Source organism: Sorangium sp. So ce385 (assembly GCF_051474135.1).
In the GTDB taxonomy this organism is placed as follows: domain Bacteria; phylum Myxococcota_A; class Polyangia; order Polyangiales; family Polyangiaceae; genus Sorangium; species Sorangium cellulosum_D.
Map to the genome: position 1 here is coordinate 8,139,554 of NZ_CP150337.1, position 12,746 is coordinate 8,152,299.

Annotated in this window: 12 protein-coding genes; 7 read left to right on the forward strand and 5 right to left on the reverse strand. The window is 72.3% G+C overall.

All coding sequences use genetic code 11. From position 1 onward, the window contains the following. Positions 1-20: 20 nt before the first annotated feature. From WME83_RS29630 to WME83_RS29645, 4 genes are all read left to right on the forward strand, one after another. Entirely contained in the window at positions 21-1,592 is a 1,572-nt protein-coding gene (locus WME83_RS29630; protein ID WP_437313062.1) for a PAS domain-containing protein, read from the forward strand. Between the two features lie 230 nt (positions 1,593-1,822). Continuing rightward, the gene (locus WME83_RS29635) at positions 1,823-2,797 is read left to right on the forward strand and encodes a GAF domain-containing protein (protein WP_437313063.1); all 975 of its coding nucleotides are present in this window, start codon (positions 1,823-1,825) and stop codon (positions 2,795-2,797) included. Continuing rightward, positions 2,794-2,991: a hypothetical protein gene (locus tag WME83_RS29640; protein ID WP_148313972.1), complete on the forward strand. Its 198-nt coding sequence runs from the start codon at positions 2,794-2,796 to the stop codon at positions 2,989-2,991. Before WME83_RS29635 ends, WME83_RS29640 begins: the two co-directional genes overlap by 4 nt. Before the next feature lie 224 nt (positions 2,992-3,215). Continuing rightward, on the forward strand, positions 3,216-4,883 hold the full coding sequence (locus WME83_RS29645; RefSeq protein WP_437313064.1) for a glycoside hydrolase family 5 protein: 1,668 nt from the start codon (positions 3,216-3,218) through the stop codon (positions 4,881-4,883). Positions 4,884-5,038: 155 nt separating this feature from the next. Here WME83_RS29645 and WME83_RS29650 read toward each other — a convergent pair whose 3' ends face one another. The 4 genes from WME83_RS29650 to WME83_RS29665 form a co-directional block, all read right to left on the reverse strand. Continuing rightward, complete coding sequence (locus tag WME83_RS29650) at positions 5,039-5,473, reverse strand: YciI family protein (protein WP_437313065.1); 435 nt, start codon at positions 5,471-5,473, stop codon at positions 5,039-5,041. Between the two features lie 438 nt (positions 5,474-5,911). Next, positions 5,912-6,664 (reverse strand): SDR family oxidoreductase, encoded by a 753-nt coding sequence (locus tag WME83_RS29655; RefSeq protein WP_437313066.1) that lies wholly within the window; start codon positions 6,662-6,664, stop codon positions 5,912-5,914. An 8-nt stretch (positions 6,665-6,672) separates the two neighbouring features. Beyond that, on the reverse strand, positions 6,673-7,389 hold the full coding sequence (locus WME83_RS29660; protein ID WP_437313067.1) for an SDR family oxidoreductase: 717 nt from the start codon (positions 7,387-7,389) through the stop codon (positions 6,673-6,675). Continuing rightward, positions 7,386-8,312: a zinc-binding dehydrogenase gene (locus tag WME83_RS29665; RefSeq protein WP_437313068.1), complete on the reverse strand. Its 927-nt coding sequence runs from the start codon at positions 8,310-8,312 to the stop codon at positions 7,386-7,388. The genes WME83_RS29660 and WME83_RS29665 overlap by 4 nt, the downstream gene beginning before the upstream one ends. Positions 8,313-8,382: 70 nt before the next feature. On the opposite strand from WME83_RS29665, the gene WME83_RS29670 reads away from it, so the two are divergent. Both WME83_RS29670 and WME83_RS29675 read left to right on the forward strand, forming a co-directional pair. Then, positions 8,383-9,372, forward strand: a complete 990-nt coding sequence (locus tag WME83_RS29670) for an AraC family transcriptional regulator (protein ID WP_437313069.1) — start codon at positions 8,383-8,385, stop codon at positions 9,370-9,372. Between the two features lie 60 nt (positions 9,373-9,432). Next, entirely contained in the window at positions 9,433-10,293 is an 861-nt protein-coding gene (locus tag WME83_RS29675) for an N-acyl homoserine lactonase family protein (protein WP_437313070.1), read from the forward strand. A 97-nt stretch (positions 10,294-10,390) separates the two neighbouring features. On the opposite strand, the gene WME83_RS29680 is transcribed toward WME83_RS29675, so the two are convergent. Continuing rightward, positions 10,391-11,590 (reverse strand): acyl-CoA dehydrogenase family protein, encoded by a 1,200-nt coding sequence (locus WME83_RS29680; protein WP_437313071.1) that lies wholly within the window; start codon positions 11,588-11,590, stop codon positions 10,391-10,393. 49 nt (positions 11,591-11,639) lie between these two features. Between WME83_RS29680 and WME83_RS29685 the strand changes: the two genes are divergently transcribed. Then, positions 11,640-12,722: a phosphotransferase gene (locus WME83_RS29685; RefSeq protein ID WP_437313072.1), complete on the forward strand. Its 1,083-nt coding sequence runs from the start codon at positions 11,640-11,642 to the stop codon at positions 12,720-12,722. The last annotated feature ends 24 nt before the right edge of the window (positions 12,723-12,746 follow it).

Consider the following 12,746-nt stretch of genomic DNA (forward strand, 5'->3'; position numbering starts at 1 on the left):
CTCCCCAGCGAGCGAGGTCTATGAACACGCAACCGACCGCGCAGCCTTCTTTCGAGTTGTTCTTCGAGGCTTGCCAGCACCCCTTCTGCGTCGTGACGGCCGAGGGCCGCCTGGTGAAGTGGAACGCGGCGTGCGCGCGGGCGCTCGGCCGGTCCGCCCCTGATCTCACCGGCAAGCCGCTCGACGAGATCGTGGTCGAGACCGATCGCGCGCAGGTGCGCTCGACGCTCGGCGGCCTCTTCCCCGGCCCCTCGACGGCCGATCTCGAGTGTCGCGTGCTCGGCAGCGACGGCTCGACGCGCCTGCTCTCCCTCCGCGCCTCGACGTACGATCGAGGCGACCTTGCGTACGGTGTCTTCGAAGACATCACCGATAGATCGCGCCGCGCGGCCAGGCCGCTCCTCGCGGAGGAGCTGTATCAACAGATCCTCGACGCCATCGAGGACATGGTCCTCGTCAAGGGCCCGAGGTCGAGGGTGCTCTGGGCCAACAAGGCGTTCCGCGAGCTCTACGGCATGACCAACGCCGAGCTCCACGGCCTCATCGACTCTCCGCGCAGCGAGCCGGACTTCACGCAGCAGTACGTGAGAGACGACCTGTACGTGTTCGAGACCGAGAGCCGGCTGGTCATCGACGAGGAGCCGGCCGCGCGCCACGACGGCGCGATCCGGACGCTGACCACGGTCAAATCGGCCCTGCGGGGCGAGGGTGGCCAGGTCATCGGCACCGTCGGCGTCTCGCGGGACATCACGGACAGCCGGCGCGTCGAGCGGGACCGAGAGCTCCTGGCGCAGGCGATCGGCGCGGCCTCCCAGGGCATCCTCGTCGCGGCGAGCGCCGCCGAGGAGCTGCCCGTCACGTACGTGAACGCCGCCTTCGCGCGCCTGTCCGGCCGGCCGGTGGGCGAGCTCCTCGGCGCCTCGTTCCTGCGGCTCGTGGGCGGCATCGCCGACGCGGCCGCGGCCGAGCAGATCGCGCGCGCGATCGCCGAGCGGCGGGAGGTCTCGGTCGAGTTCCCGGCGGAGCGCGACGGCGGCGCGCGCGCCTGGATGCGCATGGCGCTCACCCCGGTGCGCGACGCGTCGGGCCAGGTGACGAGCTTCGTGGCCATCCAGGCCGACATCACGGCCGAGCGGGAGCGGCAGCGGCACGAGCTGGCGCTGAAGGAGCAGCGGCACCTCATCGAGCGCCAGCGGCGGACCATCCAGGCCCTGGTGACGCCGATCATCGAGATCTGGGACGGGGTGCTCACGATGCCGATCATCGGCGTGGTCGACAGCGTCCGCGCGGCCGAGATGATGACCGCGCTCCTCGAGGCCGTCAGCGCGAACCGGGCGCGGTTCGCCATCGTGGATCTCACCGGGGTCGACGTCGTGGACACGGCGACCGCGAACCACCTGCTCAAGCTGGTGCGGGCCGCGCGCCTGCTCGGGACCACGTGCGCGCTCTCCGGCATCTCGCCGGCGGTGAGCAGCACGCTGGTGGGCCTCGGCGTCGAGCTCGGCGAGCTGCGCACGTTCAGCACGCTGCGCGCCGCGCTCCGCCACGTGCTCGGCCAGCTCGGCGTCTCGGTCGTCCGGGCGCGCGCGTGAGCCGTGGCGCGCCCGGCGCGAGGCCCGGGCGACCCAGATCGGCGGCGCGTCATGCCTCCTGAAGCGCACATCGGTCGAGCTGAAGCGCACATCGGTCGAGCTCGCCGGTCGCGGGCCCGTGGGTGCGGCCTCCGGCGTTCGGTTGCGGTAAGCTCCGCGCGAGGCGCGGCTGCTTCCTGGCGGCGCTTAAGCCAGAATCTGCCCTCTCGCCCCGGCAAGAGCACCTCTTCATGGCCGATTTGAACGATCCCGCGCGCCTCGCCGAGCTGCACCAGGTGCTGCTGCGCGACGACGCGGACGCCATCCTCGACACCTGCGTCGAGCGGGCGACCGAGCTCGCGCAGACGCCGATGGCGCTGGTGAGCTTGATCGTCCGCCACATCCAGCTGTTCCGCGCGCACCGCGGCCTGCCGCCGGAGCTGTGCGTGAGCTGCGCCACCTCGCGGAGCAACTCGTTCTGTCAGCTCGTGGTCCGCCACGAGGCGCCGCTCATCGTCGAGGACGCGCTGGTGGACGAGCGCGTGCCCAAGGAGCTCGTCGAGCGGTATGGCATCCGCGCCTATGCCGGGGTGCCCATCCGGGTGCGCGAGCACGTGGTCGGCTCGTTCTGCGTGCTCGACGTCGTGCCCCGCGGGTTCGGTCCGCGCGTGGTCGAGGGCCTGAAGCAGCTCGCCGCCGAGGTCGGCGCGCGGATCGAGGCCATGGAGAGCGACGCGTCGCCGCCGAGCCGTACGATGAAGGAGCGGCTCGCGCGGTTCGAGCAGAGCGCGCGCCTGCTGGAGCACGCGCTCGGGGCGATCGCTCCGGTGCTCGCCGAGGCGCAGAGCGCCGCGGCGACGCTGGCGGAGGCGCCGCCGGCGGCGCTGAGCCTGGACGACCTGCGCGCGGCGGTCGACTGCTACCGGGACATGTTCGCGATCGCGACGGAGCTGGCCGAGGACGCGATGCTGATTTCGCGCTCGTTCCCGGCCGAGACGGCCTCGGAGATCGCCCTGGCGACGCGCTCGCTGGCGCGGGACATGGTCGAGATCGGCCCGCTCGTCCGGCTGGCCGAGGGCGTGCTGCAGGGCACGCTCGGCGAGGGGGTCGCCGCCAAGGCGGCGCACGTCGTGCGGGACGCGTTCGCGGCGCACGAGACCGCGACCGCCGCGGTTCGCCGGATCATCGCCACGGTCGAGCGCGCCCGCGCGACGGAGGTGTGGTGAAGGGCAGAGCGTACCAGCTGCTCCGTTCGTGCCTCGGCGACAAGGACCCTCCGAGCGCGCGCAATGCGTTCATCTATGCGCGGATCATCATGCGCGCGCGCGTGGTGCCCGAGGAGATCACGCCCGCGCTCGACGACCCGGAGATCGAGCGGCGGCTGGAGCACGCGCTGGAGGAGATCCTCCGCCGCGCGTAGGCCGCGGGCGCTGGCGCCGCGAGGGGCCGGGCAGGGCGCGGGGGCCGAGCGTGGGAGGCCTGTGCGGCCCGTGTCTGCGAGTCGACGAATCTCCTGCTTTCGCCTTCACCCTTCGGGGCGGTCCTGCTATGCAGCGAAGCCGTTCTTCGTCGCTGATGCGCCTGCTTGATACCCCTTGCTCGATGCCGGGCGCGTCGGTCGAGATGCCTTCCTTGGAGAGGACCATGAGCCACGACGTGACGACTGGGTTGTTTGCTGGGCCGAGGTGGACGCGCGGTTTTCTGCATCTTGCGTTGCCGGCGATGGTGCTGCTCGGCTGTGATGGCTCGTTGGGGGACTCGACCTCAGGGGGCGGCAACTCGACGGCATCGACGTCCTCGGGGACCGGCGGCGACGCGCCGACGTCGACCTCGGCGTCCACGTCGGCCTCCTCGGGGAACGGCACGGGCGGCGCTGGCGGCACGGGCGGCGCTGGCGGCACGGGCGGCGCTGGCGGCATGGGCGGCGCTGGCGGCATGGGCGGCGCTGGCGGCACGGGCGGCGACGCGTCCGCATCGGCCTCCTCGGGCGGCGGCTCCGGCGGCGCCGGCGGCGACGCTTCCACCGCCGCGTCCACGTCGGCCTCCTCGGGGGGCGGCGCCGGCGGCGCTGGCGGCGGCGACGCTTCCACCGCCGCGTCCGCGTCGGCCTCCTCGGGCGGCGGCGCCGGCGGCGGCGACGCGACGACGTCGGCCTCCTCGGGCAGCGGAGATTCGTCGACGTCGGCCGTGACCTCCGCATCGGCCTCCTCGGGCGGCGGCGCCGGCGGCATGGGCGGCGCCGGCGGCATGGGCGGCGGCGATTCGTCGACGTCCGCCGTGACCTCCGCATCGGCCTCCTCGGGCGGCGGCGCCGGCGGCATGGGCGGCGGCGACGCGTCCACATCGAGCGTGACGTCCACCTCGAGCGCCGTGACCTCGACGACGTCGACCGGGACGGGACCCGCCACGGGAACGCTGGTCGAGCGGCACGGCCGCTTGAAGGTGATGGGCAACCGCGTCGTCGACGCGTACGGGGAAGTGCTCCAGCTCAAGGGCATGAGCATGTTCTGGAGCATCTGGGAGGGAGAGAAGTTCTACAATGCTTCCGCCGTCAACACGCTCGTGGACGACTGGGATGTGACCATCATCCGCGCCGCGATGGCCGTCAGCGCGGAGGGGCTCGGCTACGTCCACAAGCCCGAGGCGGAGAAGAACAAGGTCCGAGCGATCGTCAACGCCGCGATCGCCCGAGGCATCTACGTGATCATCGACTGGCACGATCACGAAGCGATCCGGAACAAGGACGCAGCGAAGCGCTTCTTCGGCGAGATGGCCGCGGAGTACGGCGACGAGCCCGCGGTGATCTTCGAGATCTTCAACGAGCCGGACTACGAGAGCTGGGCAGAGGTGAAGTCGTATGCGGAGGAGGTGATCGGCGTGATCCGCACGGCCGGCTCCGACAACCTCGTGATCGTGGGGACGCCGACCTGGTCGCAGGACGTGGACGTGGCCGCCAGGAACCGGATCACGAGCGACGACAACGTCGCTTACACGCTGCACTTCTATGCCACGTCGCACCGAGGTGAGCTGCGCACCAAGGCGTCGAACGCGCTGGCCGCGGGCCTGCCGCTGTTCGTGACCGAGTGGGGCACCTGCCAAAACACCGGCAGCGGCTCGCTGGATCTCGGCGAGGCGCAGCGGTGGCTCGACTTCCTGAACAGCAACCAGATCAGCTGGCTCAACTGGTCCATCGTCGACAAGAACGAGTCCTGCGCCGCGCTGAGGCCCGGGGCGAGCGCGGGCGGCCCGTGGTCGGATGGGCAGCTGACCGAGTCGGGGCGCTGGGTCAAGGAGAAGCTCCGGGCGCCTTGACCCGGGTGGCGGAGCGCAGCGTCTCTCCGGGGATCGAGCTCCGCCGATGGCCGTGCCGATGCTGCTCGCCCGGCGGCCGATGGTCGGTGTCTGCTGGAGCTCACGGGGCGCGCTCGCGGCGGCGCCCGCGTGAGCGAGGGGGGCGGCCGCTGGGCCTACCGCGCCCTCGAGAACGATGCGCTCCAGGTCGGCGCCACATCGGCGATGATCTCCCTGAACCGCGGGGGGATGTCCGAGAGCTCGGTCATTTGCTGGATCGTGAGCACCTCGGCGCTCCCGAACCCGACAGGGCAGCGCAAGGCCCATTCGATCGCCTCCTCCTTGGAGCTCACCTCGATCAGGTAGAAGCCGCCGACCAGCTCCTTCGTCTCGACGAAGGGCCCGTCGAGGACGGTGCGCTTCCCCCCGGAGATCCCGACGCGGGCGCGGGCGCCACCGGGATTGAGCCCCTCGGAGGCGATCAGCACGCCGGCCGTCATCATCTCCTCGTTGTATTTCATGTACGCGGCGAAGAGCTCCTCGTCCGGGGGCCCACCCGCCTCCGCCTTGGGTTCGTTGGTACCCGGTGCTGCGGTGATGATGAATCGCATCGTCGTGTCTCCTTCCGATGGGGCGCGGGCGCCCGGGCGCTCTCGACCGGCTGAGCCCTGCCACTGCCGTCACGACGAACCAGAGGACGCGCGATCGACAGGGCGGGCGAGGTTTTGTTCGGCGCCGACAGAATGGCGCGCCACCAGAATTTTGCGACGATACTGTAAGCAGCTGAAGTCACCCCAACCCGGCCACCTCAACCCGGGTCGGGCTCGGCCACCTCAACCCGGGTCGGGCTCGGCCACCTCAACCCGGGTCGGGCTCGGCCACCTCAACCCGGGTCGGGCCCGGCCACCTCAACCCCGGTCGGGCTCAGCCACCTCAACCCGGGTCCGGCCCGGCCACCTCAACCCGGGTCGGGCTCGGCCACCTCAACCCGGGTCGGGACCGGCCACCTCCGCCCACCTCAACCCGGGCCGGTCCAGGCCGTCGGCCCGCTACAACCCATCCACGAGCGTCTCGCCCCCGGTGATGTCCAACACCGAGCCGGTCACCTGCGGGTTGGTCATCAAGAACACCGCCGCGTGCCCGATGTCCTCCACCGTCCCCATGCGCCGGACCGGCATGGCCGCCCGCACCTTCTCCCGGAGCTGCTCGCGCGCCGCTTCGTCGAGAAAGCTCCACATCTCGCTGTCGGTGTACCCCGGACGGATCACGTTGACGCGCAGCGGGCCAAGCTCGATCGCCAGCCCGCGCGCGAGCGTCTCGAGCGCCGCAAACGTCGCCGACACCATCGACGCCCCCGCGCGGGGTCGGACCGCGGCGCCGCCCGTCAGGAACGTGATCGAACCGCCGGCGCGCATCCTCGGCGCCGCGTAACGGGCGCAGGCCCAGCTCCCGAAGAACTTCGCGTTCATGTACCGCTGCGCGCCCGCGACGTCCTGCTCCAGGAACGCCCCCCACGAGCCAGGCTCCGGCGCGGCGCTGATCAACAGATGATCGAGCGCTCCAATCCGCTCGAACATCGCCTTCACCGAGCCCTCGTCCGTGACATCCACCGTCTCGTGCGCGACGCGCGCGTCCCCCGCCGCCCCGGCCGCGCGCTCCCCCCTCGGCCGCCGCCCCGCCGCGATCACCTCCGCGCCCGCCCGCGCCGAAGCCCTCGCCGCGCCGAGCCCCATCCCGCTCGTGCCGCCGACGATGACGACACGCCGGCCCTCGAGCGACCCCTCATGTCCTTTCGCTTCCATGATTCTCCTCAGATCGCCACGAACCCACCGTCGACGGTGAGCGTGTGGCCCGTCATGTACGGGTTGGTCATCAAGAACTCGATGGCATGCGCGATGTCCTCCGGCTGGCCGAAGCGCCGGACCAAGAGGTCCTTCTCGGCCCACGCCTTCATCTGCTCGCGCCGCCCCGCGTGGATCGCCGTGTCGACCACCCCCGACATCAGCACGTTGACGCGGATCGGCGCGAGCTCCAGCGAAAGCGCCTTTCCGAAGCTCAGGATCGCCCCGCTCGCCGCCGCCAGCACCGAGAACCCCTCGCGCGGCGGCTTCACCGCCGACGCCCCGGCCACGAGCGTGACCGAGCCGCCCTCGCGGAGGCGCGGCGCCGCAGCCCGCAGGACGTTCACGAACCCGCGCAGCTTGTCGAAGCTGCGCTCGACCTGCTCGCCGGTCATCGCGCCTATCGGCGCGCGGCTCGCGAGCTCGTCCGCAACCGCCGTGAGCACGAGGTGATCCACGGCCCCGATCGATCCGATCACCCGATCGACCGCGCCGGCATCCAGCATGTCCATAGCGATGGCGCGCCTCGTCCCGACGACGCTCTCCGCCGCCTCGTCGAGCCTCGACTGCGATCGGCTGAGCATGACCACGCTCGCGCCCCGGGCCGCCGCCGCGCGCGCCGCCGCGAGCCCGATCCCCGAGCTCGCGCCGACGACCACCACCGTCCGATTCGACAGCTCGCTCATCGCCCTTCCCTCCGGATCTCCAGCACCGCCTTGCCCGCGACCCGCCGATCGAGCAGCGCCGCTGCCGCCTCCGGCGCGCGCTCCCAGCCGCCGCGAAACCCGATCTGCGGGTCCAGCGCTCCTCGCTCGAGCAGCGAGGCCAGGTACGCGATGTCGGGCCCGAAGCCGGCGCCCACGACGAAGACCTCGACGCGCCTGTTCCCCGCGCGCCGCCGCTCCTGCTCGAAATCGATGGTGCTCGGCTCGCGCGACGCCATGCCGATGCTCTGCACCGAGCCGCCGCGCTCGACGAGGCTCAGCGCCCTGGCGAGCTGCGCGCCGCCGACGTTCTCGAGCACGCCGAAGACAGGCTCCCTCACCTCCGCCAGGTCGACGACGATCTCGTCGGCGCCGAGCGCGCGCAGCCCCTCGGCGCGCGCGGCGCTCCCCACCGCCGCAACGACGTGCGCGCCGGCCCGGCGCGCGAGCTGGACGGCGTAGCGGCCCACGCCCCCCGACGCGCCCGTGACGAGCACGCGGCGCCCCACGACCGGCCCGAGGGCGCGCAGCGCGCGCAGCGCCGTGACGCCCGCCACCGGCACCGTGCTGGCCGAGCCGAGGTCGACCGCGTCCGGCACCACGCCGAGCTCGGACGTGTCGACCGCGCGGAGCTCGGCCCACGCCCCGCTCCCACCGAACGACGCGACGCGCGTCCCCTCCTTCGGCCCCGAGCCGTCCGCCGCGGCCCGGACGACCACGCCCGCGGCGTCCCACCCCGGCACGTCGCCCGGATTGCGCATCTCGCCGAGGAACGCCACCTCTCCGAAGTTCAGCGATACCGCGTGGACCTCGACGAGCGCCTGCGAGGGCGCCGGCTCCGGCGGCGGCACGTCCGCGAAGCGAAGGCCACGTGGCTGGGTAGGGTCATAGACAAGTGCACGCATGGTGTCTTCATGCCTCCTGCCCCGCATCGTGGAGCCGCCGTCGCGGCCGTTCCATGCTACTTTGTCGCCGATGCATGACCGATCGTCCGGCGAAGAGGCGCTCTCCCCCGACGCGCTGAGCGAGGTCCTCCAGGACCTCCGGCTCTCGGACGGCACCTACGGCCGCTGCGAGCTGACGCGCCCCTGGGGCATCGATCTCCCGCCGGTGGCGCAGGCGCGGTTCCACTTCGTGGTCTCCGGCGACTGCTGGCTGCGCGCGCCGAAGCGCGGCTGGATCCTGCTCCACGCCGGCGACGTCGCCCTCCTGCCGCACGGGACCGGCCACGCGCTCGCGGACAGGGCGCGCGGGCGCGTGACGCCGCTCGACGAGATGCCGCTCGAGGAGATCGGCGACCGGGCCTACGAGATGCGCGCGGGCGGCCCCGGCGCGCGGACGATCCTCGTGTGCTGCAGCGTGACGTTCGCCCAGCCCGCCGTGCACCCGCTCCTCCAGCTGATGCCCCCGATGCTCCTCGTGCGGGGCGGCGGCGCGGAAGACAGGGTGTTGCCCGTGCTCCTCGACGCCATGGCCGACGAGGTGCTCAAGCGCCGCGTCGGCGCCGCCACGGTGATGACGCGCCTCGCCGACGTGGTGATCACGAGGGTCGTCCGCGCGTGGGTCGAGTCCCGCAAAGAGGACGCGGACGGCTGGCTCGCCGCGATACGAGATCCCCAGATCGGCCGCGCGCTCGCCGCCATCCACCAGCGCCCCGGCGACCCGTGGTCGGTCGAGTCGCTCGCGGACGTCGCGAAGATGTCGCGCTCCATCTTCTCGGAGCGGTTCGCGGCGCTGGTCGGCGCGCCGCCGGCGCGCTACCTCGCGCGCTTTCGCATGCACGTCGCGAGCGGCTGGCTGCGCGACGACCGCGTGACCGTCGCCGAGGCGGCCGTGCGGCTCGGCTACGACTCCGAGGCGGCCTTCAGCCGCGCCTTCAAGCGATTCTCGGGCGTGCCGCCGAGCTCGCTGCGCCGGCAGGGCCGCGACGAGGGCTCCCGGGCGTCGCGCGCCAGGGCTCCCTGATGAACCAGGCACGAACGACACGACGGCCCGCGCTGCAGCGGGCGTGAGGAGAGATTCAGGATGTCTCTTGAAAGATGGTTGATCGCGCTGTTCCTCGTGCTCCTCCCCTCGTGCGCCACGGGCGCCAAGGCGCCCCCGCCACAGCCGGGGCCGGAGCCCCCCGAGGACGTGCGGCTCTACGCGCTCGACTGCGGTCGCGCCGAGATCGCGGACATGAGCGCCTTCGGGGACGAGCCCCGGGCCAGGGAGCTCGTCGCGTCGTGCTACGTCATCCGGCACCCGCGCGGCACCTTGGTGTGGGACACCGGGATCGACGACACGATCGCCCAGACGAAGGGCGGCGTCGTGCACGAGCGCACGGGGATCCGGTTCCGCGTCGACACGCCGCTGCGCGAGCACCTGAGAGCGCTGAACCTCTCGCCCGCCGACGTAGACTACGTGGCCTTCTCGCACCTGCACGTCGATCACGCGGGCAACGCCAACCTGTTCCCCTCGTCGACGTGGATCCTGAACCGCCGAGAGCTCGAGTGGGCGACGGCGACCCCGCCGCCGCCGACCATCGAGCCGGAGCTCTTCTCGGCCTACCGCACCGCGAAGCTGAAGCTCCTCGACGGCGAGGCGGACATCTTCGGCGACGGCGCCGTGAGGATCGTGCCGACGCCCGGGCACACGCCGGGCCACCAGAGCCTCGTGCTCCGGCTCAAGCGCGCGGGGACGCTCGTCATCTCGGGGGATGTCTGCCATACCCACGCCAACTGGCAGCATCGCCGGGTGCCCCCCTTCAACACCGATCGCGAGGAGTCCCTGCGCTCGATGGAGCGCCTCGACGCGCTGATTGGCGCCGCCGGCGCCCGTTTCGTGGTGCAGCACGAGCCCGACGACCTCGCGGCGCTCCCCCGATTCCCCGCCTTCCTCGATTGACCACCGCGCGTCCGCCGGAGCGCGGCGCGCCGGCAGAGGCGCCCCTCCAGAGCGCCCGCCTGTCCGCACCGGGGTAGAGAAGACCTCGGGGTCCCTCTCAGATCAGCGTCGTCAACGCGCCTCGCAGGAAGTCGCGCGCGACGACGACATCGTGGACCTCGTCCGGGCCGTCGGCGATGCGCGCGGACCGGGCGAATCGGTACCAGAGCGAGAACGGCATATCCTCGCTGTACCCGAGCGAGCCGTGCATCTGGATCGCGTCGTCGAGCACCTGGCAGAGGAGGCGCGCGACGTGGTTCTTCGCCATCGAGGCGTAGGGGCGCGCCTCCTTCTCCTTGCCTTGCTCGAGCAGCGCCGCGCAGTGCAGCGTCATCAGGTTGCCGGCGTGGATGCCGGACGCCGCGTCGGCGAACTTCTTCTGGATCATCTGGTGGTGAGCGAGCGTCTTGCCGAAGCTCTCCCGCGTGAGGACGTAGTCGCGGCACATCGCGAGCGCGCGGTCGGCCCAGCCGAGCCAGCGCATGCAGTGCGTGAGGCGCGCCGGCACGAGGCGCCGCTGCGCGAGGAGGAAGCCCTCGCCGACGCCGCCGAGGACCGCGTCGTCGCCGACGCGCACGGCGTGGAAGCGGAGCTCGGCCTCGCGGTGCGCGAGCATCGGCGGGCTCATCACGGGGATGTCGCGCACGTGCTCGACGCCCTCGGCGTGGCGATCGACGACGAACATCGTCGCGCCCGTGCGCGGATCGTCCGACGTCCGCGCCATCACGATGAGGAACGCCGCGTCGCCGCCGCCGGTCGTGTACCACTTGTGGCCGTCGATCTTCCACCCGCCGTCGATCCGCGTCGCCGTCGTGCGCAGGTTCGACGGATCGGCGCCGGCGCCGGGGGCGGGCTCGGTCATCGAGAACGCGCTCGTGATCTCGGCCCGCGCGAGCGGCGCGAGGTACTTCGCGCGGATCGCGGGCGAGGCCGCCTTGAGCAGGAGATCCATGTTGCCCTGATCCGGCGCGTCGCAGTTGAAGCAGGCCGCGCCGAGCGGAGAGCGGCCCATCTCGCGAAAGAGCGCGCACATGCCCATGACGCCGAGCCCGAGCCCGCCGTGCTCCACGGGCAGGTGCGGCACGAAGAGCCCCTCGGCGCGCGCGCGCCCGCGGAGCGCCGTCAGCGTGTCCTTCCGCCCAGCGCGATCCTCCTCCAGGATCGCGCGCTCGTTCGGGAGGACGTGCGCGTCGACGAACGCGCGCACGCGGCCGCGGAGCTCGGCCAGCTCGGGGGGCAGATCGAAGGAGATCGTCACGGCGGCAGTATAGGAAGCCGGAGGGCCGCGTGATAGGGTCGGACGCGCGATGGCCCTCACGCCGCCGACCAACACCCGCGCGCCCCGCGAGGCGCACCGGCTCGACGAAGCGGCCCTCGGTCGCTGGCTCGCCGAGCACGTCGAAGGCTGCGCGGGAGGCGCGGTGACGGTCGCCCAGTTCAAAGGCGGCCAGTCGAACCCGACGTACTGGGTGGGCGTCGCCGGCGGTGAGGGCGGAGATCTCGAGCTCGTCGTGCGAAAGAAGCCGCCGGGCCAGCTCCTTCCCTCGGCGCACGCCGTCGAGCGCGAGTACCGGGTCATGCGCGCGCTCCGCGACACGGAGGTGCCCGTTCCGGACGCGCTCGCCCTCTGCGAGGACGCCTCGGTGATCGGCACGCCGTTCTTCGTCATGCGGTACGCCGCCGGTCGGATCTTCTGGGATCCGACGTTGCCCGAGGTCGCGACCGCCGGGGAGCGCCGCGCGATCTATGCAGACTACATCCGTGTCCTCGCGGCCCTCCACCGCGTCGACCACGCCGCCGTGGGGCTCGCGGACTACGGCAAGGTGGGCGGCTTCGTCGCGCGGCAGGTCGACCGCTGGTCGAAGCAGTACCAGGCCTCGCGCACGGGCGAGGTCCCGGCGATGGAGGCGCTCATGCGCTGGCTGGCCGCCAACGTCCCGGCGAACGACGAGACGACGCTCGTCCATGGCGACTACCGGATCGACAACATGGTCTTTTCCTCCGGTCCTCCGCACAAGGCGATCGCGACGCTCGACTGGGAGCTCTCGACGCTCGGACATCCGGTGAGCGACCTCGCGTATGCCTGCATGGGTTACCGTATCAACCTCCCTGGCCGAGGCGGCCTCGCCGGGGTCGACGTCGCCTCGCTCGGGATCCCGACCGAGGACGAGATGGTCGCGTCCTACTGCGAGCTCTCGGGTCGAGACGGCATCGCGTCGTGGCCGTACTTCATGGCGTTCGGCGTCTTCCGCCTCGCCGCGATCGCCCAGGGGGTCTACAAGCGGAGCCTCCAGGGCAACGCCAGCTCCGAGGACGCCGGCCGGTACGGCGCGGCCGTGACGGTGCTCTCCGAGCTCGCGTGCGGGATCGCGGGGATCTCGCCGCGGTAGAGCGGGCTGCCCTGGTCGCGAGCG